The following is a 25,309-nucleotide window of genomic DNA, read 5'->3' as shown; positions in this document are numbered from 1 at the left end:
TGAACCTTTATGTAGGCAATATGATGACTCGTTTAAGGTTGTGTAAAGGAATGGTTTAAATGATCCTCCGCAGAGCCAACTTTAAGAAGGAAAAGTTGAAGAATCATTTTCTCGTTTTGTCGCCCGAAACTTTTGATAGAACAGGACGATTGCCCGCCTTTGCATGAAGATCACTAATAAAAGCATGCCCAAATTTGCCAAAACCATAAATGGCAAATGCATGCTATTGAGAACGCCGGCTGTAAAAAGAACCGCAATCACCGCATAGTGCCGATAAAGTGGAAAACTTCGCCAATGCTTTGCCGAAAACCAGCTTCTGGCAATGAAAAACAAAACATAGGAGACTCCGGTCGCAAGCCCGGCACCAATCGTGCCGAGTTTAGGAACTGCAAGGGCGTTAATCAGCAGACAAGGAACCAAAGACAAGAAGCTGACCCATAGATTCAAGTAGCTTTTTCTTGAGAAGACGATCCCCAATGTTGTCGTCTCGCTAAGCGTATAGAGAACCGGCTGCAGGCAAAGCAGGCCGATCAAGCCGGCGGCAGGCAGATAATCCGGTGAAAGTAAGCACATCAGTGGCTCTTTAAAGAGAAGCACGACGAAGTAAAGCACCGACATGAACAAGAGCACGCCGCTGCTGACCATACGAAAAGCGGCAATCGATTTTCCCTCGGCGTGCCAGCGATACGCGGTTGGCACCCAGAAACTCGTAAACGCCGTCTGCACCACAGACAAAACGGCGGCAACCTTAAGCGCGGCGGCAAACATGCCGACCGCATAAAAACTGCTCCATGTACGAAGGGAAAGCTGTCCGGCAGAATTGAGCAAAGAAGATGCCGAAGCGGCCACAACGAGCGGCAAACCGAAAACAAGCATGCGATGCAAAAGCGCGCGATTGGGGCGAAAATGGCGGAGGCGAAACATCGCCCTCAATCGAAACAGAATCAGCAGATCACCGAAAATTTGACCGACAGCTGCTGAATAAACCACAGCAAGAAAGTCGCGGCGGATGAAAAGAACGAACACAAGCGTAGCCGCAAGAACGATAAGCTTAATGAACACGGTGTAAAGCGAATAAGCAAGCGCTTTTTCCTGCATCCGTAACGACAGCAGCAAGAAACGTTCAAAGCATAGGAGGACAAGCGATACACCGAGCAGCAGCGATGCTGCGTCATGATCCGGTTCACCAAACAGCAGTTGCGAGGTTGTGCTGAGATTCAGTGCAATCATCGCCAAAATAAATAAGGCGAACAAAAGCGGAAGCAGCAGGGCATTCAAGAATAACGCTTCCCGATCGTTCACCTCATGGAATTCTCGTGTATACGCCTGATCGATGCCGAGGTACTGAAACGTAGCCAGCATCGTTAACGCAAGCAGAAACATGCTCGCTTTTCCGTATTCCTCAGGTGAAACAAAATGGGTGGTTACCGGAATCGTCATCAGTCCGATAAATGCTGCACCAAACGGTCCGATTGAAAACGCGAGCAGACGCTTAATAAAGCTTTTCATTTTTTTCCTCTTCTCTTACTTCGGGTTTCGCCGTGGTTCATCCAGGCTGTTTTTAAACAGCTGAAGCAGCCCTGTATTTAGCTTTTGTATATTAAATGATTCTTTAATCGTTCGCCGTGCATTTTGCGTGATCCGCTTCCATTTTTCCGGTGTTTTGATCGCCTTTTCTAAGGCTTGTGCAAGCGATGCTGCATCCCGTTCCGGTACCAGATAGCCGTTTTCTCCATCTTGAATCAGTTCGGGAATCCCCGAGTGTATCGTGGCAACCACAAGCTTCTCCATCGCCATCGCTTCCATCAACTGAACCGGAATACCTTCCATATCGCCGTCACTTGCCGTTACACTTGGCGCAAGGACAACCTGTGCATCCTTCATTAATTTGATCCATTCATCCTGCGTTTTCCAGCCGACAAGCTGGATATGTCGTGTCATTTTGCACCGTTCAATCTGTTCCTGAAGCTTGTCCTTTAACGGACCGTCTCCGGCAATCGCATAACGAACGGAATACCCCTTTTTCACCAATTGAGCCACCGCCTCAATCGCGTATTGCAAACCCTTTTTTTCAACCAACCGTGCTGCCGATACAAAGAATAACTGCACGGCCGGCTGCGAGGGATGACAATCGAAGCGCAGCAGATCAATGCCCATGTGATGCACAACGGTTTTCGATGGTTCGGCGCCAAGGGCAATGCAGCGCCGGCGCCAATGTTCGCTGATCGGCAGAATCACTGATGGCGATCGAAACAAATCGTTATAAGCAGCGCTGCCCTTTTGCTTTACAAAACGCAACATATCATACCCATGAAAAGCAGTGAATAGTTTTCCACGCAGCAGCCCCATTTCAATGCATTTCTGTGCGAGCAAACCGTTTGGACCGAAGTGTGCCATGATGACCGAATGGTCGGTAAGATCCACTTGGTTGAGTTTGCGGATCAGCAGCACCAAGTTCGGCATGGCCAGTAATTCACGAAGCGGCGCTTGACCTTGAACGTTTTTATTGAAGACGCGCGAAATGCCGTGTGCGCAAAAAGCGCGGACAAAGGCACATCCTTTTCGGATGCGCGAATTTGACTGCGCTGAATCCCCATAATAGACGACATGATCAAGCAAATCATAATACAGAACATCCGGATGCACTTTGGCACCGCCGCTCTTCTTTGCCAGAATTGTCACTTCATGACCGGCGTCAATCAAGCCGGTGATTTGATTCAAAATAAAGGTTTGCGAGAGTTTCGGAAATTCGCCGACGAAAAATAAAATCTTCATTCACGACTCACCAACTTCAGACATATTGCGTTTACTTGCTGACTTCTGGAACCACATTCGGACGGCCGATCGAGTAATACTCTAAGTTTGCTTCCCGAGCAGCCGCGATGCTGTAGCAGTTACGGCCGTCGAAGACAATCGGCTGATCCATCAGACGTACATACGTTTCCGGATCCATTCGTTTGATGTCCGGCCAGTCGGTAATGATTACCGCAAAATCTGCACCGTCCAACGCTTCAGCAACATGATTCGTATAACGTGCCGGCGCACTGATCCATTTTGTGCCCCGATCTGCGGCAATTGGATCATAGCCGATCACATCCGCACCAAGTGCTGCCAACTGCGGAATCATCACCAGCGCCGGCGACTCGCGCAGGTCGTCTGTATTCGGTTTGAACGCGAGTCCGAGCACCGCCACTTTTTTTCCATTGATCGACCCGAATCGCTCGAGTATTTTATCGATGAGCAAGCGGTGCTGCTGATTATTCACTTCAATCACCGATTTAAGCAAATTAAACGTATGATGATGGTTGCCGGCCAGCTGTACCAGCGCATTGGTATCTTTCGGGAAGCAAGAACCGCCGTAACCGATGCCGGCGCGCAAGAACGCGCTGCCAATCCGATGATCCATCCCCATTCCCTTGGCGACCTCTTCGACATTTGCGCCGAGCTTTTCGCAAAGATTAGCAATTTCATTGATAAAACTAATTTTCGTCGCCAGAAATGCATTCGATGCATATTTGATCATTTCACTGCTGAACAGATCGGTTTTCACGATCGGAATGCCAAACGGTTCATTAATTTCCGCAAGGAGACTCGCCGTTGCCTCATCTTCAGTACCGATGATCATCCGGTCTCCGTGGAACGTATCATGAATCGCCGAACCCTCTCTAAGAAATTCAGGGTTCGACGCGATCCGGATAAACACCCCGGGACGAATGCGCCGCATCATGAGACGCTTGATGCGCAGATTAGTGCCAACCGGAACCGTACTCTTGATCACAACCACAACCGGATGATCGATCTGCTCGGCAACTTCGACTGCCGCTCGTTCAACATAGCTTAAGTTTGCCGATCCGTCCGTATTTTGCGGCGTGCCAACCGCGAGGTAAACGACAGCCGCATCGGCTAACCCCAACTTGTGCTGGTCGGTAAAAAACAAACGGTTCTGTTTCTGGTTTCTCAGCATCATCTCGCCAAGTCCCGGCTCATAGATCGTCGGCACCCCTTGATTCAGCGCCTCGACCTTCTTCGGATCTACATCGATACACGTAACGGTATGCCCAATTTCCGCAAGCGCAACCCCCGTCACTAAGCCAACATAACCTGTGCCAATGACCGCGATTTTCATCTGAGTCCCCTCCACATTTTTCCTCTATGATTAGCATATCCTCGAAAAGTAGATTTCATGCATTGCTTCTTATTATGCATGCCGCACGTAAAGGGAATATTAAGGAAAACGATGAATTTAGTTAAGTTTTGCTGCGGACGGTACCGGCAAAATGATTCCAGGCTCAGCAACGCAGGTCGAAGCTTTGCTTTGATCCTGCTTTCCATATTTGATCGATCATTGATCATTCCCCTGACAATTAGAAAATCCGTTCCCTCCGATTAGAGTAGAACGGATCGTCACGGTTGTTCAATTAATTCGCTGAATTGAAGTTTTCGGAAGTAATAGCCGAAGTCGGCGCGCTGTCCAAACACATTGGTTCGGCGAAACAGCACGCGCACATCGTCCTCCGGGAGCTCCTCATAGCGGATGATATCCAGATTATGCCGCATTGAAAAAGCGTTGACCGCATCGCGTATCGAAGCCGCTTCAACGATTTTCTGCGGCAGACGTATCGACACCGGCAGCGGCCGGCTGCCGTCAAATTCCTCATAAATTGCAAATCGGCTAGTCATTTTTTCCCTCCTGTATTGATTGTCCCCTAGTTTTTCCCTAATTCGCCCATCCTATGTCTTCATGCGAATCACACCGGTAGTGACAGCCTGTATCAGTTTATCTCTGTCTATGATACATGATTCAAACCACCTTATAAATCAAAAACCCTGTATGAAATACACCATTCTTTGAAAAACTAAACAACAAATGAAGAAAAGCGTGTGAACGAAGATGCATTCGCTAATAAAAAAATTAATTGGCTTTTCGCTTGGACCGGTTGTCGGCGCGCTGCTTTCATTCGTTACGATTCCGGTTACAACCTATTTCATCAGCCCAGAGGAATACGGCAAGGCAAGCATGTTTCTGCTTTTCCAAACCATTGCCGGCACGTTGCTTTTTTTGGGGATCGATCAAGCGTATACGCGTGAATACCATGAAGTTGACGACAAAACGCAGCTGTTTCAAAATGCCTTGCTCCTGCCTTTTGCTTTGGCAATGATCGTTTTCCTTTGCGCACTGCTTGTACCTCAGCCACTGTCGCTGCTTCTATTTGGTCAGGCAGACGCGCGCTGGCCGACACTTCTCTTCGGGTTAATGACGGTTTTTATTGTTCTCGAACGCTTTATGATGCTGTCGATCCGGATGCAGGAAAAAGCATTTGAGTATTCGCTGCTTGCGATCAACGTCAAAGCGGCCGTTCTCTTGTTAACCCTATTTTTTATCGTTTTCATTCGTCGTGATTTTCTAACGGTTGTCTACGCTGCCTCATTAGGGCAAATCATTGGTGATCTATGGCTGTTTTGGCGCTGCCGCGCGCTGCTTGACTTTAGAACAGTGACGATGAACCGCCCCCTCTTAAAAATAATGGTGCGGTTCGGTCTGCCGATTGTCGTAGCCACGTCACTTTCCAGCCTGCTTGGCGGACTCGACCGGCTGGCCCTTCGGTTTTGGAGCGATTTTAATCAAATCGGTATTTTTTCAGCGACCTTGAAAATCGCCGCCGTTCTCAATGTGGTTCAAAGTGGATTCACCAGTTTTTGGGTCCCCACCGCCTATCGCTGGTATTCCGAAAATCGGCCGGCTGATTCATTTAAGCGGGTTGGCGAAGCCATTCTGCTCATGATGTCGCTTTTGGCAGCAGCAATTTTTCTTTTCAAAAACCTGATCGTTGTGCTTCTTTCCGGCAGCTACAGCGAAGCCCAATATCTGGTCGGCTTTCTCTGCTTGCAGCCGATCATCTATTCCGTCAGTGAAGCAACCGGCCTCGGCATCGTCTTCAGCAAAAAAAGCGATCTGAACATCTGGGTCAGTCTCGCCGCGCTGATCCCGGCCGCGGTACTCGATGTTCTGCTCGTTCCGCCGTTTGGTGCAAAAGGTGCGGCAATCGCCACCGCCGTCGCTTTTCTATTTTTTTTCAGTGCACGCACCTATTTTTCCGGAAAGTATTGGATTCGGCTTCCTGTTGCCAAGCATTATGCTGTATTCCTGCTTTTGCTGGCCGGCGCTTTTATCAATGCACAGGCATTTCCAGGCATTACCGCCCTTAATCTGCTGCTGTTTATCCTGCTGATCGTGCTGCAGAAAAATACGATTCGAATGATTTGGCAGCTCTGGCAGCATTCACGATTGTCTAAGGAGGACTGACAGTGAACATTGCAATCATCGGCACAGAAAAAAAACCGCTGCCTGCTGTCCGCGGCGGTGCGGTAGAAACATTGGTCGACCTGCTGGTTAAGGAAAATGAACAAAAAAGCGACATTCATCTGGATCTGTATTCAATTGAAGATGCGCAAGCGGAACGGCAAAGCCACGCGTTCAAAAATACAACGTTTCATTTTGTTTCGGCTTATGATCCCTTCCGGCGGATGCGCGGCTTTGCAAATCGGCTCTGCGTAAAACTTCATGTGCGCTTTTGTTCCCACGTTTTTCTAAATCGGACCATTCATTTGCTGAAGAAAAAGCACTACGACTGGATCATTGTTGAAAATCGGCCACTTTTTATTCCAAAACTGCGCCGCAATCTTAGCCACCGGACGCGGCTTGCTCTGCATCTGCATAACGATACGCTGAGTTGCGACTGCTTTTATGCGCGCACGGTCATCGCTCGCTGCGATCTTGTGCTGTCGGTCAGCAGTTATATTGAAAAGCGGGTAAAAGCGGCAGGAGCGCATGCAGACAAAGTGCACGTTCTCTACAATCGCATTGACACCCGCTTGTTTCATCCGGCAAATGATCCGCGACTGCAGCTAAGGATCCGCCAGCAATGCGGCCTTCCGAAAAAACGGCAAGTCGTCCTCTATTATGGCAGGCTCAATCAAGGAAAGGGCGTGCCGAATTTAATCCATGCGTTCTTCCACGCCTGGCATAAAAATCCGGCACTCTATTTAGTTCTGCTCGGCGACTATTCCAGTAAAAAAGACCAAATCCTGATTCAACATGCCTTAGGCCGGCTGCCCGGCAGCAGCTACTTGCTGCTGCATGCCATTCCACACGAGGAATTGCCGGCCTATCTCCTCCAAGCAGACATGATCGCGCTGCCGTCACTGTGGAACGAGGCGTTCGGGCTTACCATCGCCGAATCGATGGCTGCGGGCAAAGCGGTGATTACCACCAATGTCGGCGCGATTCCCGAGTTAATCGGCAGCGATTCCGGTATTGTTCTGCCAACCGATCAATTCATGGAGCGGCGCTTAACCGGCGCACTGTTGCACTGTGCCGCCAGTCCGAAATTACGAATGCGGCTCGGGGCTAACGCCCGGCGCACAGCGCTTGCCCGGTTCCGGGCAGAAGGCTATCTGGACGAGCTCATCGAGAAACTGAATCATGCAGGAAAGGGATCCCATATGCCGCGAGTGTAACGAATCCACGGAAATTAGCGATGAAACCCGACTTGTAACGACACAATTTGCCATAAAAAAAATCCGAAGCCACATGCGCGATTCGGATTTTTATCTACCTTGTTCTCAGATTCCGTAATTCAAATTGACGAATTTCGTATTCACATAGTCATCGATCCCTTGATGCCCGTTCTCTCTGCCAAATCCGGAATGTTTGACGCCGCCGAACGGGGTTTGCGTGAAGGCAACGGTGTTGCTGTTGACGCCGACCATGCCGTATTGCAGCCCTTGGCTGACTTTGGCAATCCGTTTCAAATCCAACGTGTAGAAATAGCTGGCCAATCCATAGTCGGTGTCGTTCGCCATGCGAATCACTTCGTCCGTGTCTGTGAACGGAATCAGCGGGATCACCGGACCAAATGTTTCCTGATAGAAAATAGCCATCTTTGTTGAGACGCCGCCTAAAACGGTTGGCGCATAAAAATAGCCGTTTGCATACGCACCATCGGTCAAACGTTTGCCGCCGATTAAGAGCTGCGCTCCCTTTGCGACGCTGTCATCAACTTGACGCTGAATTTTGCCAAGCGCATCTTTGCGAATCAGCGGTCCGGCGAGTACCCCTTCGTCCAAGCCGTTGCCAACTTTGACGGATTTCACAGCCTCGACCAGTTTTTCTGTGAACGCTTCCCTGATCGATTCGTGAACGAAAATTCGGTTTGGCGACGTGCACACTTGCCCATTGTTGCGGAATTTTGCAGCAACCAAATCATTGACCACCTTGTCCAGCGGGGCATCATCGAAAACGATAAACGGCGCATGTCCGCCAAGCTCCAACGAAACCTTTTTCAATGTATCTGCCGACTGCTCGAACAACCGTTTACCTACTGCGGTTGATCCGGTAAACGTAATTTTGCGCACCGTGTTGCTTTCGGTCAGCGTTTTGCCGATTGCTGCCGCATCACCCATCACAAGGTTTACTGTACCATCCGGAATACCGGCTTCTTGGAAAACTTTCATCAATGCCGTTGCCGAAAGCGGCGTTTCCGGTGACGGCTTCAACACAATCGCATTACCGCCCGCCAGTGCCGGCGAAATTTTGCGCGTAATCATCGACGACGGAAAATTCCATGGCGTAATCGCGCCGACAACACCAAGCGGTTCCTTTTGAACGAGGAAAAGGTGACCATTCGGGCCCGGAATTGTTTCCCCGTAGACGCGCCGAAGTTCTTCAGCATGCCAGCGCACACTTTCCGCACCGCCGAGGACTTCACCTTTGGCCTGAGCAAGCGGTTTCCCTTGTTCAATGGTCAAAATCGCCGCCAGCTCATCTGCTTTTTCTGTAATCAAATCAGCAGCACGGCGTAAAATTTTCGCGCGTTCATCGACATCCAGTGATGCCCAAATCGGAAAAGCAGCTTGTGCCGCTTCAATCGCTTTTTCTGTATCTGCGACACTGCCGCGTGCCACTTGGGCAATGACTTCCCCGGTTGCCGGATTAACCACATCATCAACCGCACCGCTTTCCGCATCAAGCCATTTACCACCGATAAAAAGCTGTTTTGGTGCCTGTTCTAAAAACGAATCCTTACTTGCCATCACCCGTTCACCTCATCTATAAAATAAGTCTAGCAATTCAAACATTATAAAACTAGCATACATGAACGCGCCTGCACCTGCCAGCGAAAATTTAAGCCATTTAATCGAAACAAAACGATGCGGGCGCCGCCTTCAATAAGTAGCCCAGACGCATCCACAATCTCATTCTACGCAGGGAAACATCAATGACTGGTTCACGCTTTTTTCAGTGCTTTTTCATTCACGACAAAGTTAGGCTGCTCCCCGCGCATAAATTTGTCGATATTATCAACCGTGACCTGTGCAACGCGAGCAATGCTCTCGCGCGTCGTCCCAGCAACATGCGGGGTAACAATCAGATTATCCAGCTCCGGCAATGCCCGCGGCGGTTCTTTTTCAAATACATCAAGCGCCGCTCCGGCAATTTGTTTCCGGCGCAAAGCATCCATTAATACCGGCTCATCGATCAGCGCACCGCGCGAAATATTGACAAGAAAGGCTGTCTGTTTCATGCGCGACAAGGCCTGTTGATCAATCAAATGATAGTTTGATGTGCTCAAGGCTGTAGAAATCACCACATAATCCGATTCGCGGAGCAGCTGATTCAGAGCAACGAACCTTGCCTTCAGCCGTGCCGCCGCATCATGATCCTGGTAATTTCCATAAGCAATGACACGCATGTTAAACGCATCTGCATAGCGCGCGACCTTTTGCCCGATCGAACCGAAACCGATAATGCCAATGGTTTTGCCGTCGAGTTCATAGGCATCACCGCTCGGCCATTTTCCCTGTTTCGTGCCACGATCAAACATCGGAATCATCCGCGACAAGGCAATCAGCTGACCGAACGCCAGCTCCGCAACCGAGGTTGCATTTTCTCCCGGCGCATTGCTGACCATAATCTCGCGCTCCGTGGCAGCATCAATGGCCACATTATCGAGTCCGGTCCCGGTTTTTAAAATATAGCGGAGCCGGGGAGCTGCCTCAATCACTTCGCGGTCACACGGTGCAATGGCTGTGATGCACACGTGAGCATCCCGAATGGCTTCCTTAACTACCGCTTTATTCGCCGCCTGATCGTACATCAGACAACGAACCTCAGCACCCATTTTCTCTAAACGATCCACCATCTGCTGGTGAATGGCCACATAGGATTTTCCCACACAAAAAAGAATCTGCATCTTGTCAGCCTCCCCGCCGCAAATCAATCGATTCAATGAACAATTATCTATTAATATAGCAAAAAAATGCCGATGAGCCCAAAAACAAAGCCCCATTTCTCTGGTTGAAAAACAACAGCGATCATGCTACGTTAAGAATACTACATAAAGTATGAAAATTATGAAAGCAGGGACGATTCATGAACCAACATTTGGACGATTCCATCAAAGAAAAAGTGATGACGCTCTTTAACTATTTGCATACACATGCCGAAATGAGTATGAAAGAGTTTCAAACCACCGAATTTATTCAAAAACAATTGGATGCGCTCGGATATCGGACGCACACTTTCGCAGACTGCCCGGGCGTCATTGCTGAAATCGGCAGCGGAAAACCGGTTGTTGCCTTGCGCGCCGATATGGACGCGCTCTGGCAAGAAGTAAACGGCAAGCTGCAAGCCAATCACTCCTGCGGCCATGATGCCCATATGGCAATGGTGCTTGGCGCAGCGATGATCCTTAAGGAAAAAACAGATCGAATGAACGGAACCATTCGGCTTGTCTTCCAGCCGGCAGAAGAGATCGGCCAAGGCGCGCTTGAATTGAGCAAACGCGGCGTCTTGGATGACACCGACTATTTTTACGGTGTTCACCTCCGTCCGATTGAAGAAACCTTGGATGGACGCGCACGCCCGGCAATTCTGCACGGCGCATGCGGCACCATCCGCGGTGTCATTGACGGCGAAGAGGCTCATGGTGCACGGCCGCATCTCGGTATAAATGCCATCGAGGTCGCTGCCTCAATCGTAGACGCGCTCGGTCATCTGCACCTCAATCCGATGACGCCAAGCTCCGTCAAAATGACAACGCTGCATAGCGGTTCGGCAACCAACATCATCCCCGGACATGCCGAATTCAGTCTGGACGTTCGCGCTCAGAACAACAAAATCATGACAGAGCTCAAGGAGAAAGTTCGCCAGATCGTTCAAGGGGTGGCAGCCAGCTACGGTGCGACCGTGACCCTCGAAGAATCACACGGCAGTCCGGCCGCCGTCTCTGCCCCGGAAGCCATCGCCATAATGGCAGAAGCGATCAAGACGGTCCTCGGCGAGGAGCATTACGATCCGGCAAAACGTTCCGGCGGCGGCGATGATTTCCATCAATACGCGATCCGCACACCCGAGCTAAAATCAACCATGCTCGGTCTCGGCTGTGACCTCAAGCCCGGACTGCATCACCCTTATATGACGTTCAACCATGAGGCAATGTACAACGGAGTCTTGATTCTGTCCGAAGCCGTCGTTAAGACCTTTGAAAAGTTAAATCGCATTGAAGCCAAAGCATGATCTGCTTACCTGTTTAGGTTTACTTGCGTGCATCAACAAGACGTAACCGCGGGCAGTCGGGAGCCGCATCGGCTGATCCTGTAAGGCCTGCGAGGTCTCCTTTGGCTCGCGATCAACGGGAACGCTCCTGAAGCACCCGAGCACTTCTGCTTTTGATGCCCTGTTTTCGGTCTGACTGCATGACAAAATTTTATCCCCGCTTCGTTTATTTATTAAAAGAGATCGGCGCATCATCCACAAGATAATGCGCCGATCTTTTTTCTATTTTTTATAATCGCCTCAGTCCGTTGCTGCTGGCGCGCGCATCAAATCTCGGCGTTTACTTGTTTCATTTCTTTGCTCAAGGAAACAAAGTACTCGAACAGATGAAGCATGAGTTCGCTTCCGCCTGCGGTCATTGATTCCGGATGCCATTGAACACCGATCAAGCCTTTTTCCGTGATATCGACCGCTTCGACCACTCCATCTGCGGCGAACGCTGCCGCACGCAGCCCATCGCCAAGCCGAGCGACCGATTGATGGTGAAGGCTGTTTACCACAATCGCTTCATGTTCACCGAGCACTTGATAGAGACGGGAATCCTTCGCAATCCGTACACGATGGCTGCCTTCTTTGCGGGACACTTTTTGAGTATGCTGAATCGGATGGTCAATTTCATCAGCAATATCCTGAATCAGCGTGCCGCCGAGCGCGACATTGATCACCTGCAATCCGCGACAGATCCCGAACACAGGTTTCCCCAGTTTCATTGCTTGCTGCAACAACTGAAATTCAGCCCGATCACGCTCCGTATCAAAGACACCGCACCCTGGAGTCGGATCCTGATCAAAGAATTGCGGGTTAACGTCGCAGCCGCCGCTGAGCACAAAGCCGTCGCAAAGCGCCGCATACGCATCAACACTTGGACCGGGGACAATCGGCAGGATCAAAGGGACGGCACCTGCTTTGATCAGTGATGAAATATAATCCTTGTGTGCGTAGTCCCCCTCTGAAAATTCACTGAGTTTTACATAACCGCTGCTGATTCCAATCATCGGTTTTGTCACCGCCCTACCCCTCTCTTTTTCCTTTTTTTGCGCGTCTTCTTTTTTATTTTATCGATTCATCTTTTTTCGCTTATTAATGGGCCTTACTTCTCAGGGCATCGTAAAGTTTACGTTCAATTCATTTTTCTTCATCGTGCTCAGATAACGATAGATGGTTGCTTCAGATGTCTTCAACTCAGAAGCAACGATACTTACAATCCCTTTGAGCAGGAAAATTCCATGACTATTGAGTTTATCCACAACGTCGCGCTTCTCCTTTTGCGACATGCGCTCGGAAGGGACATGCATGCTGGATACAATTTCCTTGATGCTGTTTATCGCTATGTCTTCTATCGATGTCCCCAGGCGATCCACGGCGTTGCCGGCGTTCGTGAAGCCGTCGTGTTCCAATCCCATGAAATCGTCTAAAAAATGAATTGCTTCGTCCATTTTTCTGAAATCAATATTGATGACAAGTGCACCAATCAGTTCACGATGTTCGTCTCTTATAAAATATGTAGACGATCTGAGTACGGTTCCATCCTCAGCATGACCTTCATAATTGGTGCGAAACGATCGGTGCGATTCTCTCTCTTTTCGAAGCATCTTCGTGATCAATGGGGGGGCAGGCGCCCCGAGCGAAAGACCGCTCCAATTGGTCTCGCTCATTGCAATGACCGAATGTGCACGATTTCGCACATCGTAAAGCACGATCTCGGCATCCTCCCCCAACACATGACTTAAAAAGAAAACGAAGGCCTTCAACCGGTTCAGCTGATCTGTGATGTCTATCTCCTCCTAGCCTCGGGAACATTGAAACTTTAGGTTCACCCTGTTTTTACCGTTTCTTTATGCGTCACTCAGAACGATTATGAATCGTGTTCGTTTGAGGATCTGCTTTGAGTGACAGCAAGGAGATGTTGAAACGCACGCAGCACCTTCTGCGTGCCTTCTTCAACACGCGCACGCGGCGCGGCCACATTCATACGAATAAATCCGCGTCCTGACGGCCCATAGGTACTGCCCATCTGCAAAACAACGCCCTGTTTAATCAAGGCTTGCTGCAGCTCTTTTTCGGACAAATGCAGCGCTTCATAGTTAATCCACATTAAATAAGTGGCGTCGTTTTCCATGCAATAGATGCCATCAAGCTGAGAAAGGATGCGACGCACGTCATCGATGTTGCCTTTCACGTAGTGCATCAATTCGATCAGCCACGGCTCGCCCTCCTCATAAGCGGCCGTCATTGCCGCAATTTGGAACGGATTGATCGCCGGATAAACCATCGCTCTCTGCTCGCGCTTAATCGCCGCTGCAATTTTTGAATCAAAAGTCAAAATGTAGGACGGACCAATTCCCGCCAGGTTAAAGGTTTTCGTCGGCGCCATCAGGGTTACAATTTGCTTGGCCGTCTCGCCGGCAAACTGAGCAATCGGTTGATGCTGATGCCCGGGAATCAGCAGATCGGCATGGATCTCGTCTGAAATGATCGGCAAATGGTACGCAGCAGCAAGCGCGATAACCGCTTGTAGTTCGTCAGGATCCCACACTCTTCCGCCGGGGTTATGCGGTGAACAGATCAGTATACACGCAGGCTGCTCCTCTTTGATTTTCTGTTCCATATCGGCGAAGTTCATTGAATAGCGCTGATTGTGCAGCTCAAGCGCTGATACAAGCGGCACGCGTCCGAGCTGCTTAATCTGTTCAAAGAACGGATTATAAACCGGATGATGAATCAGAACTTTATCCCCTTCGCTTGTCAGGGCGCGCAAGGCAAGGGCAATACTCGACACCACGTTGTGATTAAAAATGATCGAACGATCCGGTACATTCCATGCGTAGCGCCGCATCAGCCAATCCCGTACCGTTTGTTTGAGTGATTTTGGACACAGCGTGTAGCCGAAGATTTTTTGATCTAAAACATGCCTCATCGCATCGAGAATACAGTCTGGCGCGCGAAAATCCATGTCGGCAATCCACATCGGCAATAAATGCGCATGCCCATAAAGCATTGCCGCTCCATCCCACTTGACACTGTTCGTGTTCGTTCGTTCAACAGGTTCATCGAAAATACTTTTTGCCACCGGGCTCACTCCCATATCAAATCTTCCTTTATCTCTTTGCAGCAATCCATCATTCAGCCCGCTCGCAAAATAATTGTTATTGCGATAATAATTTATTTATAATTTTTATTTTCATAGTTTTGTAAAAATAAGTCAATAGTCATTTTCATCATAAAAGCCCCTGAAGCAGCAGTTGCTCGGCCGCTTTCAGGGGGTGCGTGGTTAATCGAAGGATTGGTTTATTCATTTTGCTCCTCATCCAGAAAAGGATCATCAATGACGATTCGCTGAGCTTCGGCGTCGCTGGTACCCGCATACAGTTCCATGACGCCGCTTTCTCTATGACGGATTGCGCCGCCGCTGAACACCACATCACGCAGATCGGTGCGCTTTGCCGGCCCGTCCAGAAAATCCTTTCGAACCGCGATTATTTTGACCGGTGTATGCCTGCCAGTAAGCGGATCGAGCGTGAATACCATCGAATAATAGTGGCGATTGCCCTGTGCATCAAAGTAGGCAATGTGACCAAGCACGCCGGCGGTGCCATTTTTCAGTGGATGTACTTCATTGGCGCCGCCCCATTCCGCTTCAGCAAAATGACCTTCAAGCAGCGGGGCCTCTTCTATTTTATCAAGTGTCAATGCGTTCAGTGAAGCAAGAACCAGATAGCCGATTTTTCCCCGACCGCCTTTACTTCCTTGCGGCCGTGTCAGCACAAGAATCCGCCCATTCGGCAATTGTGCAAGACGCAAATCCTTCATCCCGATGGGGCCCTCAAAATACGGCTTTAGCATGCGAATCGATGCGCCTCGATAAAAGAGCGTTCGCCACTGGCTGTCGCCATTGGCAGCACGTTTGACCCAAACCCCGCCGAAAAGCAGTTGACCGTCAATCCGTGTCACAAAAGGATCTTGAAGCGGGAAAAGAGGCAAGTCCGGTACAAGCCTCCAGCCTTCCGCGGTCTGTTCAAAGAATCCAACATGCGCCGCCTCGCTCTCGCGCGACTCGACGCGCGCTGCAATCCGCTGGCGACCTTCATCGCAAAAAGGGGCCGTGCAATTATAGACATCCTTTGCACCGGCTCCGAGAAAATTCAACTTCTCAACTTCATAAATAGTCGGATGCCTCGACATGTAGTCTTCAAGCAAATCCAAGCATTCCGTAACCCGTTCCATGAATCGCGCCTCCTGAAAACATAAGCTGCACCATTACAGCACATCCCTTACTATAGTCTTCTTCTCGCGCAACTTCATGTATTTGAAATTTTTTTCAACGCTATCGAATCCTTTATTTTTCCTGCGCGCTTCGCAGTAAAGTTTCTATTGCCCCATGACGGTCTTCTGCATTAAAGATCGCCGAGCCGGCGACAAAGAGTTCAGCACCCGCCTCAAGGCACAGCGGCAAGGTTTCGCTGTTAATACCGCCATCGACCTCAATCTTAACCGGCACTTGCTTTTTCTGAATCATTCGGGCAACCGCACGAATTTTGTGAAGCATTGACGGAATAAAACGCTGCCCGCCAAAACCGGGATCCACCGTCATAATCAGGACGTAGTCAACGTCGCGCAATATCGAATCCAATACGGCGGCAGGTGTGGCCGGATTTAACACAACCCCTGCCTTAGCACCACCCTCTTTAATGATTTGGATGGCGCGATGCACATGCTTGCACGCTTCCACATGCACGGAGATCATATCTGCCCCTGCCGCCAGAAAATCCGGCAGTAAATGAATCGGTTCTTCAACCATAAGATGCACGTCTTGCGCAACCTTTGATTCACGTTTCAATGCTTCGACGACATTTTCCCCCATGGTTATATTTGGTACAAAACGTCCATCCATAACATCCACATGAATCATATCCACATCCCGTGCCACATCATGGACCTCATCTGCAAGATAAGCGAAATGAGCAGACAGAATTGATGGTAAAATTTTCATCACAGCTTCCCTCCCCAATCAAATGCAACCGTATTATGTAACCGTTGTCACAAATAATAGTACGTCAAAGCAACCGCTTCGTCAAAAGATATTCGACGAATGTTGGGCATCCCCTTGTTCGTTTACATTTTATCTTATTCGCTCTATAATAGGAACCATTATTTTGCACATTTACAACCCTATTGATCATTTGTGCAGTATCAGGGGGAAATACCATGGATCGCGATGCGTTGAAAAAGAAATATATTCAAATCGCCCAGATGTACTACGAACAGAATCTCACTCAAAATGAAATTGCTGCGAAAATTGGCGTCAACCGAACTTCAGTCAGCCGGATGCTGAAGAAGATGCGCGACGAGGGCATTGTCAAAATCACCATCAATTATGACTTAAACGACCTTTCTCTTGCCAAACAACTTGAGCAGAAGTTTCAGCTCGAAAAGTCGATTGTTATTCCGGTTGATCCGGCGCAGCCGAGCCATGTGACGTTAACCGCACTTGGCCAAGCAGCGGCCCGCTTTCTTGAGGCCCATTTGCAAGCCCATGATGTGATTGGTTTTTCATGGGGCAGCGGTCTTGCTTCCGTGGTCGATGCGCTTGAGCCGTCCGAGACGTACGCCGATCTCTTGTGTCTGCCAATGATTGGCGGGCCCGCCGGCAAATTAGAGAGCCGCTATCATGTCAATACGATTTGTTTTAAAGCAGCAGAAAAGTTGAATGCCCGCTCCATAATGATCGATGTCCCCGCTATTGTTGAGAAGGAATCGACACGAGACGATTGGATGCATTCCCATTATTATGATGAAATTTCAGCTTATTGGAAGAAGATCAGCATTGCCCTTGTCGGTATCGGTTCGATTCAAAACACCGGTCATGCCACTTGGCGCGCCTTTTATGGGCATGAATCCGTCCAGCATTTTAAAGAAAAGCAGATTGTTGGTGATCTCTGCTCGCATTTCTTTGATGATGCGGGTAAAGAAATCGCTACGCACCTCAGCAAGCGCACACTTTCGATTCCTCTGGACGTGCTGCACCATACTCGCTACACCATTGGCGTTGCAGAATCGCAAGGCAAGATTCCGGGTATTCTCGGCGCATTGCATGGGCGTCATCTGAATGTACTAATCACTACCGAAGAAACCGCAAAAGGTCTTCTCGCGCTTGACAAACCTAAAATGCCTTGATTCGTTCATAGACTGTGACAGGATTCGATGTTCCGCGACTATTTCCCTGGAAATAATCTTTTAATGCGGTACAACGTATTACCGGTTAAGAAAAACCGGGCAAAAAGCGCCCGGTCCCTAATCTCCAACCATGTTTGATGGGCTCGTGTCTTTTCAGCGCTGAATCGCCGCTTCGGTTACTCGCTTGCCGCGGGCGCCCCGCGAGCCTCCTCAGACAGGCCAGAAATCTGCGGGGTCTCGCTGGCACGCTGTTCCCGCAGGCGTCTCGCACCTCCGCTTTGTTTCTCGGCCAAGACACTGGGCTATTGGTTTGAAGACAGGGCAAAATCATATACTTTCTTATCCTGTAAGAAAAACCGGGCAAAAAGCGCCCGGTCCTTACTTCCGCCTTCCATTCGGGCTTTGTTCATCACCTTGTGCACAAACGACACTCCAGCTGCTCGCTTGCCGCGGGCGCACCGCGAGCCTCAGACAGGGCAAGAATCTGCGGGGTCTCGCTGGCACGCATCAACTAACCGCGATCCCGCAGGCGCCAGAGCCCCTCCGCTTTGACTCTTGGCCAAAACACTGGGCTATTGGTTTGAAGACAGGGCAAAATCTTATCCTTTCTTTTCCTGCTAAAAAGGGTGTCTCAAAGTTAAAAACGGACTTTTGAGACACCCTTTTCTTGCTTTCTATCAACTTTTTTAATTGCTTTCCGCCACGCAACACATTGTGTGCCATTTTGAATGGACCTTTTTATGCTTTGTTAATCACAAACTGGGCAACCACTTGTCTTAATTCATCCGCAAGTATCGACAAGTTGGTTGCGTTATGGGCAATTTCTTCCATTGATGCCGATTGCTGTTCTGCTGCAGCCGATACATTTTCGGAAAGGCCGCTGGTCGTCTCAGACAAATGAGCAATTGCATCAATTCGTTCGACAATTTCTCCTGAAGACCCTGAAATTTTCTGAACAGAGTCAGACATCTCTCGCGCGGCTTTCGATACTGAAGCAACCGTTTCCTCAACATCAGCAAACGTCGTCGTGGCTGTATCAGCCATACCGATTCCCTTGCTCACTTGTTGCGCTCCCGTTTTCATCGACTGTACAAGTTCTTGTACTTTTTCAGTAATCGAGGCTTCAGCGTCAGCAATCTTAGCGGTTGATTCTGCAGATTGGACGGCGAGTTTCTGAATTTCAGCTGCTACCACACTAAATCCTTTACCATGTTCCCCAGCTCGAGCCGCTTCAATCGCTGCATTCAGAGACAGAAGATGGGTCTGTGCCGCAATATCATTAATCAGATTATTTGTGTCGCTGATCTGATTCAATTTTCCTTCCAAATCATTCAACTCTTTAGCAAATTGATCATTCGTTGTTCGAATGATTTTGATTTGCTGAACAACTTGGGTCAACGCGTGTTTTCCATTGTTGACGGAATCCGTGGCATCAACAGATCGTTCGCTAAGGACTGTGGCTTGTGTAGCTATTTTCTCTGTTTCTTTATTGATTCGAGCAACACTTTGCTTGGATGCTTCAACCTTTTGATTCTGTTCTTGGGAGCCGGCAGCAATCTCTTGAATCGCTTGCGCAACTTCATCGGAGGTTGCCCGATTTTCCTCTGTTGAAGCGGTTAATTCTTCAGATGATGAGGCAACAGCAGTCGCCTTGTCATCCACTTGTATCAGGACATTGTTTAAAGATGAAATCATCTGATTGAAACCCGTTCCCAATTGTTTAAACTCGTCAAATCCTTCTTTTTCAGCGAGATTCGTCAGATCCTTCTCCGTAACTTTATTAGCAACATGAAGCAGATTCTTAATGGGTCGGATGATGAAGTAGACCGTCATCAACGCAAATGCGGCAGCAATGATTGCCGTGATTGCACCAATAAGGATTGAATTCATCAAGATACCGTTGGTGTTTCTTGAAATATCACTGTTGTTCAGGGAACCGACAATCACCCAGCCGGTATCCTTATTGGTGACATAAAAGTCCTTCTTCTCAATCCCTTTGTAGTTTGTTTCCACAGAGCCGCTGCTTGATTTCTTTATCTTTTTAAGCAATGCAGCGTCGGGAACCTTCGTCCCTGGCTTCAGTTTTGGGTGTGCAACAATTTTTCCGCCGGGACTCACGATAAACGCATAGCCGCTCTCGCCGACACGAACAGAGTTGGCTATTTTTTGAAGTTCCCCAAGATTTAGATCGATACCGACCACGCCTTGCGTATCTGTGGTCGTGGAAGACAAAGAAACAACATAATCTTTGACAAGCACCGAATTGTACGGCTCATTAACGACAACATGGTGGGGTTGTTTCATTGCATCGATAAACCATGGACGTGTGACGGGATCAAATCCGTCAGGTTTAATCAATGACTGCGGCGTATACACGTAGTGACCTTTTTTCGTCCCTACATAAGCCTGAGCGAGCCCGCTGTCGGCTTGTTGCTGTGAAAGCAGTGTATTAATGGTTTCACGATTTTCACCATTTTTAATGGATACAGCAGAGATGTGGCTCGCTAAATAATCCAAACGTTCTTTCTCTAGGTCAATCGTTTGAGAAATATTTTGGTTTAATAAGTTGACACTGTTCGTCGCACTGTGTTCAATCTGCTCCGACACCTTATGACTGGCATTGATAAATGAAGCGACACCGACAATAATCGCAGGAACGAGCGCTACAACGATCATAGAAGTAATTAATGTTCTTTTTAAATTGAGATTTAAACGCAAGCGTTTCTGCTTTTCCGACATATTTCGATAAAATCCTCCTTTTTTCTCTATGATTTATATATCGGAAAAAAACAGAGGATTTGAAATACAATTTTTTAAGCAAAGCAAATCGACTCATTCACTTTAATACGCGGATGCAGCGATTGCAGCACCGGACAATTTTCTGCGATTTGATAAAAGACATGTTCAACCTGTTCGCGATCACGTCCTTCCACCTTCATCACAAATTGCACATCAATACGCGCCAGCGGATTAGGATAGCAGCTGCCAAGCTGATAATCAAGCACCACTTTTTTCATTTCATAGCTCACTTCGCGCATATTCAGCAAATTTTCAAAAACGTAGGTACTGCATGCTGCGGTCGCCGCTGCAACAAGCTGCACCGGTGAAAAGCCCGCCCCTTCCTTCAGGCACCAATTTCCCTGTTCATGGACAAGTTCCAAACGATCACGGTCTTGAATCAGTTCCATTCTCCAGCCCCCTTGATCATGCACGATTTGTTCCATTATATGGCCGTGCCTAAGCGAATATGTGCCGCTTTCCGCTCAATTCGCATGCCGGGTCAGTCGAAAAAACTTTGTCTTTATCGTCATATTTTGAAAATAACCGCACACTTTTTGCTATACTAATTGAATGGATTTGTCACATTTTGTTCTGCATCATCATGGGCTGCCCGCGTAATACCAGAGCCAAAGGAGTAAACTATGGGAAAGAAAAAGGATTTGCAACCATCACGAAGCTCATTCAGAAGATCAAGAAAACGCCACCGTGTTTGGCGCTATATCTTATTGACCCTTGCGATTCTGCTTGTTACCGGAACTGCTTTGAGCTTCTACGAATTACATCGACTGAAACCGGCCAATCATTTCAATCACTTAAAAACGGTTGGCTCCGGTGACACGAGCAAGATCAAAAATTATAAAGAAAAAGCCGGAACCTTCAATGTACTGTTGATCGGCTCGGATTCTCGAAAAGGGTCAAAGGCCAGTCACACCGACTCGATGGTGCTGATTCATGCCGATTTAAACAATCATACATACAACATGCTCAGCATCCCGCGTGATACCCGGGTCTACATGGATGGCTACGGGCATACAAAGCTGACGAGTGTCCAATACATTGCCCAAGTGAATCATGGAACCAAAAAAGGCATTGAAACTGCGGTGTCCGCCGTATCCAACCTCACCGGCGTCCCGATTCATTACTATGCCGAGACCAATTATTGGGGGCTGCAGTATATGGTCGATGCACTGGACGGCATTGAAATGAATGTCCCGTTTAAAGTCACCCTTACCCACCCATGGTACGCGAAAAACGCAGGCAAAACCTTTGCCCCCGGCGTTCAAAAGTTGAACGGTGAAATGGTAACCGAGCTCTGCCACGAGCGCTATTCCTTGCCGGGAACCGACTACGGACGGCAACAGCTTCAACAGGCGGCGCTGATCGGCATTGCAAAGAAAATCATGCAGCCATCCAACGTCACCCGGCTGCCGGCGCTGATGCAATCCCTTTCCAAGTTCCTGATTGCTACCAACATGTCGACTGAAGACATGGTCAGTGTTGGATTGGGCGTAAAGGACAACTTTCAGCCTGAAAAACAGATCAAGTACCGCCAGGTTAAAGGCCGCGGCGCAACGATGCGCGATGATCTGCTTAAAGCAAATAACAGCCAAATCATTCTCGATGAAAATGAACTGAAAACAACGATCAAAAAATATTTTTCAAACTAAAGTTTGATCAGATCAAATACCGCCCGTGCTTTTGGCACGGGCGGTATTGTCTGCGGTCCGAAGCGCCGCAGCGATCGATTTTTAAAAAGAGAACCTCTGAAACGGTTGCAGTTTTAGGGGTTCTTTTGCATGTATGCTCACTTTAAATGCAGATAAATGGCCTTTAAACGCGCCTTAGTGATCGGCACCGGGTTATTCTGCATGTTCGGTGCAAAGCTTTTGCTTACCAATTGATCAAGCGCTTCTTCGAGGATGCCCGCCTCTGCTAAAGTCGTGCACAGCTGCATTTCCTTTTTCATCGCATCCATCTGATCGGCAAGCGCATTGCTGCTAGCGAAACCAAGCCGTCTGCTGAAAGCCTGCAGCCGTTCTGCTTCCGCACCTTCTTCACTGTTCAAACGCCAGAAGGACGGCAACGTGAACGCGCACGCCTCGCCGTGCACAATCCCGAAATCTTGAGTCAGCGGATAGGAGCAGGCATGTGCGGCCGCTGTTTGCGTCTGTCCGAAAGCAAAGCCGGCAGTCACCGACGCCTCGCTCATCTTCTCCCGTGCTTCTCGGTTATTGGGTTCGCGATAAGCCGTCAGCAGGGCATCAAAGGCAAGCGTGGCCGCTCGTTCGGCTGCCAAATCGGTCAGCGGCTGATGCTTTTTCCCATAGTAGGCTTCCAGTGCATGAGCGATCACATCAAAACCGCTCGCTGCCGTTACCTGAGGCGGGCAGCTCATCGAAAGTTGCGGATCAACAAGTGCGTAAGCCGGATACAGCTCATCACTGCCGAGCAGTGCCTTCACCCCGCGCTCGGTATCGGTCAATACCGATGCAGTCGTCACTTCACTCGCCGTTCCCGATGTTGTTGGTACGGCAATCATCGGAATGCCCGCATGATCAACCGAGCGCTGTCCGGACAAAAAGTCGGCTGCACTGTACGGGGTCGTTGCTGTAAAACAAGCCGCCTTAGCACAGTCCATAATACTACCGCCACCGAGCGCAATCGCAAAATCACATTGCTCATCGCGAAGTATGGTCGCACAGGCATCCGTATTCAGCACCGTAGGATTCGGCTGAATGTCGGAAAAAACAGCGATGATTCTTCCGTCCGACTGTTCCATAAGCTGCTGTGCGACCCCTGCACGCACCATTGACGGTGCACTGATCAGTAATCCACGCGTAAAACCGAACTGCTGCAGAATCTGCGGCAGTTTTCTGATCTTGCCAAATCCGAAATCAACCGGTACTGGCTGTTTGTAGAAAAATTGCTCCATAGCGTCCCCCTCATTTGTCCGTGTTCACATCATGCTACTCCCATCTTAGAGCAGCCACGCTGGAAAACAAGGGGCGTCCACAACAAAAAACGTTGTGCAAATGCATAATACTCATTGCATGTCCCCCTTGTTCCGGTTTATAACTCGCTAATCAGCTGCAGTACATCACTCGGCCGTTCTGCAATAAAATCGGGACCTGCTTTGCGCACATTCTCTGCTCCATCAAAGCCCCACGCTGCCCAGACCACCCGAATCCCGCTTTTTTGGCTGGCAAGAACATCGCGCGCCTCGTCACCAATGTAAACCACTTGATCCGGCTTTAACTTCTGACGTTTCAAATAGTTATTCATCAGCCGATCCTTAGCAAACAGTTTCCTTGAGCACATAATTGTGGAGAAGCCATCCAAACCGTGAACCTTCAGGAAAAAGCGGATATTTTTCTCCTCATTCGAAGAGAGAATCGCCAAGCGATAGCCCGCCGCCTGTAAATCCCGCACCATTTCCCGTGCACCTTTCATCAGTGGAATCTCCATCATTGACGCTTGATAGTAGCGCGAGATTTCACCGATCAAGAAAGGAATTTTATGGAAAGGAACATTCAGCGCCTTGCAACGTTCCCGCATTGAGCGCGCCCTCAATTGTTCAAACAACGGATGGGTCAATCTTGCAAAACCATGCCGTTGTGCTAATTTATTATAGGCCGTCAGAAATGCTTCTCTCGAATCTGCCAATGTTCCGTCAAAATCAAACAGGACTGCTTTCAGCATCCGAATCACCTCAATTGTATAACTATTTTACGGCACTCAAACCGCGGATAAGACTGTATAAGAGTGTATGCAGCGATGAAACAAACGACACCGTTTAAAACCAGCTGAGCAGTATGTCAAGGGTCACAGCGCTCGTCACAGTCGTGATCAGCGTACAGCTGGAAACAAATTGCGGCTTGGCATTGAACTGGATCGCATACAGCGTCGTATTCGCCGCACTCGGCATTGCCGCCATCACAATAATCACATTCCGCAAAAGCGGATCGATCGGGAACATCACGCACACCCAAAAAGCAATCAACGGCGACAAAACAAGTCGTACGCCCGTTGCCAGACTGATTCGTCCCCAACTTATTTTATGTACATCGACATTCGCCAACTGCATCCCGAGGATGACCATGATGACTGGAATTGATGCATCGCTGACAAGTTCGATACTTTGCAGAAAGTGGGCCGGGATCTCAATATGAAAGAATTGCAGAAGCAGTGCCGGAATAATCGCATAGTTCATCGGCTGTTTCAGCACGGTCTGCAGCGCCATTTTCACGCTCCCCTTCCCGTTCGCCGCAATATAGATACCCACGATGCCCATAAGAATGGCATGAAAAATCATCAACGGCATCGCATAGGAGACGCCCTGCTTTCCAAAAGCAAATAAAATAATCGGCACACCGTAATTGCCGCTGTTTGGAAAAATAGTCGAAAGCAAGAACGCATTCCGCTCGCTTTTATCATAACGAAAGAACCGGCAAAGCAGCAGTCCGGCTGCAATCAGCGCCGCCATAATGATCACCGAAGTCACCACAATATAGTAGAAACTGAGATCCATTGGCGTCGTGTAGAACGTATCAAACACCAAGAATGGAATCAGCAGATACACCGCAAGCGTCGAGATCGGGAGCAAATCAAGTTTAAAGATTTTCTGTAAAAGATAACCGCTTAAAAAAATGAAAAATACCGGTAAAATCACATCAATAAAAATCAGCAAAAAGGTTCCCTCTCTCCAAAGCACTTTTTTCTCTATCATTTTACGTTGTC

The 25,309-nt window shown here is 48.8% G+C and carries 21 protein-coding genes; 5 read left to right on the top strand and 16 right to left on the bottom strand.

Annotation, left to right across the window (positions count from 1 at the left end):
• Nucleotides 1-81: 81 nt before the first annotated feature.
• The 4 genes from K7399_RS00725 to K7399_RS00710 form a co-directional block, all read right to left on the bottom strand.
• The gene (locus K7399_RS00725; protein ID WP_051575246.1) at nt 82-1,509 is read right to left on the bottom strand and encodes a lipopolysaccharide biosynthesis protein; all 1,428 of its coding nucleotides are present in this window, start codon (nt 1,507-1,509) and stop codon (nt 82-84) included.
• Between the two features lie 15 nt (nt 1,510-1,524).
• The gene (locus K7399_RS00720) at nt 1,525-2,775 is read right to left on the bottom strand and encodes a glycosyltransferase (protein ID WP_128166240.1); all 1,251 of its coding nucleotides are present in this window, start codon (nt 2,773-2,775) and stop codon (nt 1,525-1,527) included.
• 31 nt (nt 2,776-2,806) lie between these two features.
• Nucleotides 2,807-4,126, bottom strand: a complete 1,320-nt coding sequence (locus K7399_RS00715; RefSeq protein WP_128166238.1) for a UDP-glucose dehydrogenase family protein — start codon at nt 4,124-4,126, stop codon at nt 2,807-2,809.
• A 278-nt stretch (nt 4,127-4,404) separates the two neighbouring features.
• Nucleotides 4,405-4,680: a hypothetical protein gene (locus tag K7399_RS00710; RefSeq protein ID WP_028983733.1), complete on the bottom strand. Its 276-nt coding sequence runs from the start codon at nt 4,678-4,680 to the stop codon at nt 4,405-4,407.
• Nucleotides 4,681-4,891: 211 nt separating this feature from the next.
• Between K7399_RS00710 and K7399_RS00705 the strand changes: the two genes are divergently transcribed.
• Nucleotides 4,892-6,304 (top strand): lipopolysaccharide biosynthesis protein, encoded by a 1,413-nt coding sequence (locus tag K7399_RS00705; RefSeq protein ID WP_128166236.1) that lies wholly within the window; start codon nt 4,892-4,894, stop codon nt 6,302-6,304.
• Between the two features lie 2 nt (nt 6,305-6,306).
• Nucleotides 6,307-7,518 (top strand): glycosyltransferase family 4 protein, encoded by a 1,212-nt coding sequence (locus K7399_RS00700; RefSeq protein WP_128166234.1) that lies wholly within the window; start codon nt 6,307-6,309, stop codon nt 7,516-7,518.
• Nucleotides 7,519-7,623: 105 nt separating this feature from the next.
• Here the strand turns inward: K7399_RS00700 and K7399_RS00695 are convergent, their stop codons facing one another.
• Together K7399_RS00695 and K7399_RS00690 are read right to left on the bottom strand one after the other, a co-directional pair.
• Entirely contained in the window at nt 7,624-9,093 is a 1,470-nt protein-coding gene (locus K7399_RS00695; protein WP_128167293.1) for an NAD-dependent succinate-semialdehyde dehydrogenase, read from the bottom strand.
• Nucleotides 9,094-9,287: 194 nt separating this feature from the next.
• A complete protein-coding gene (locus K7399_RS00690) occupies nt 9,288-10,253 on the bottom strand; it encodes a 2-hydroxyacid dehydrogenase (protein WP_128166232.1) in 966 nt (321 codons plus the stop codon).
• A gap of 179 nt (nt 10,254-10,432) precedes the next feature.
• Here K7399_RS00690 and K7399_RS00685 point away from each other — a divergent pair, with 179 nt between their 5' ends.
• Nucleotides 10,433-11,578, top strand: coding sequence for a M20 peptidase aminoacylase family protein (locus tag K7399_RS00685; RefSeq protein ID WP_128166230.1), 1,146 nt, complete (start codon nt 10,433-10,435; stop codon nt 11,576-11,578).
• 305 nt (nt 11,579-11,883) lie between these two features.
• Here K7399_RS00685 and K7399_RS00680 read toward each other — a convergent pair whose 3' ends face one another.
• From K7399_RS00680 to rpe, 5 genes are all read right to left on the bottom strand, one after another.
• Nucleotides 11,884-12,624, bottom strand: a complete 741-nt coding sequence (locus tag K7399_RS00680; RefSeq protein WP_223362445.1) for a gamma-glutamyl-gamma-aminobutyrate hydrolase family protein — start codon at nt 12,622-12,624, stop codon at nt 11,884-11,886.
• A 90-nt stretch (nt 12,625-12,714) separates the two neighbouring features.
• Entirely contained in the window at nt 12,715-13,368 is a 654-nt protein-coding gene (locus K7399_RS00675) for a helix-turn-helix transcriptional regulator (RefSeq protein WP_051577928.1), read from the bottom strand.
• A 104-nt stretch (nt 13,369-13,472) separates the two neighbouring features.
• Nucleotides 13,473-14,687, bottom strand: coding sequence for a MalY/PatB family protein (locus K7399_RS00670; protein WP_223362444.1), 1,215 nt, complete (start codon nt 14,685-14,687; stop codon nt 13,473-13,475).
• Between the two features lie 218 nt (nt 14,688-14,905).
• Nucleotides 14,906-15,841, bottom strand: a complete 936-nt coding sequence (locus tag K7399_RS00665; protein ID WP_028977090.1) for a DUF1861 family protein — start codon at nt 15,839-15,841, stop codon at nt 14,906-14,908.
• Between the two features lie 112 nt (nt 15,842-15,953).
• Nucleotides 15,954-16,610 carry a ribulose-phosphate 3-epimerase gene (gene rpe, locus K7399_RS00660; protein ID WP_028977091.1) on the bottom strand — a complete coding sequence of 219 codons (657 nt, stop codon included), beginning with the start codon at nt 16,608-16,610 and terminating at the stop codon, nt 15,954-15,956.
• A 212-nt stretch (nt 16,611-16,822) separates the two neighbouring features.
• Here rpe and K7399_RS00655 point away from each other — a divergent pair, with 212 nt between their 5' ends.
• Complete coding sequence (locus tag K7399_RS00655; RefSeq protein ID WP_028977092.1) at nt 16,823-17,791, top strand: sugar-binding transcriptional regulator; 969 nt, start codon at nt 16,823-16,825, stop codon at nt 17,789-17,791.
• 738 nt (nt 17,792-18,529) lie between these two features.
• Here the strand turns inward: K7399_RS00655 and K7399_RS00650 are convergent.
• Nucleotides 18,530-20,530, bottom strand: a complete 2,001-nt coding sequence (locus K7399_RS00650) for a methyl-accepting chemotaxis protein (RefSeq protein ID WP_028975814.1) — start codon at nt 20,528-20,530, stop codon at nt 18,530-18,532.
• Between the two features lie 74 nt (nt 20,531-20,604).
• Nucleotides 20,605-20,979, bottom strand: a complete 375-nt coding sequence (locus tag K7399_RS00645; RefSeq protein WP_028975813.1) for an OsmC family protein — start codon at nt 20,977-20,979, stop codon at nt 20,605-20,607.
• A gap of 234 nt (nt 20,980-21,213) precedes the next feature.
• Here K7399_RS00645 and K7399_RS00640 point away from each other — a divergent pair, with 234 nt between their 5' ends.
• Nucleotides 21,214-22,239 (top strand): LCP family protein, encoded by a 1,026-nt coding sequence (locus K7399_RS00640; RefSeq protein WP_139691630.1) that lies wholly within the window; start codon nt 21,214-21,216, stop codon nt 22,237-22,239.
• Between the two features lie 137 nt (nt 22,240-22,376).
• Here K7399_RS00640 and K7399_RS00635 read toward each other — a convergent pair whose 3' ends face one another.
• The 3 genes from K7399_RS00635 to K7399_RS00625 form a co-directional block, all read right to left on the bottom strand.
• Nucleotides 22,377-23,504, bottom strand: a complete 1,128-nt coding sequence (locus tag K7399_RS00635) for an iron-containing alcohol dehydrogenase family protein (RefSeq protein WP_028975811.1) — start codon at nt 23,502-23,504, stop codon at nt 22,377-22,379.
• Between the two features lie 137 nt (nt 23,505-23,641).
• Nucleotides 23,642-24,271 carry an HAD-IA family hydrolase gene (locus tag K7399_RS00630; protein WP_028975810.1) on the bottom strand — a complete coding sequence of 210 codons (630 nt, stop codon included), beginning with the start codon at nt 24,269-24,271 and terminating at the stop codon, nt 23,642-23,644.
• 94 nt (nt 24,272-24,365) lie between these two features.
• Nucleotides 24,366-25,259: an AEC family transporter gene (locus K7399_RS00625; RefSeq protein WP_037562682.1), complete on the bottom strand. Its 894-nt coding sequence runs from the start codon at nt 25,257-25,259 to the stop codon at nt 24,366-24,368.
• Nucleotides 25,260-25,309 lie beyond the last annotated feature (50 nt).

It is taken from the genome of Sporolactobacillus terrae (assembly GCF_019930545.1).
In the GTDB taxonomy this organism is placed as follows: Bacteria; Bacillota; Bacilli; order Bacillales; family Sporolactobacillaceae; genus Sporolactobacillus; species Sporolactobacillus terrae.
Note: the sequence above shows the minus strand (reverse complement) of the source record. Positions and strands in the feature narration are given on the sequence as shown.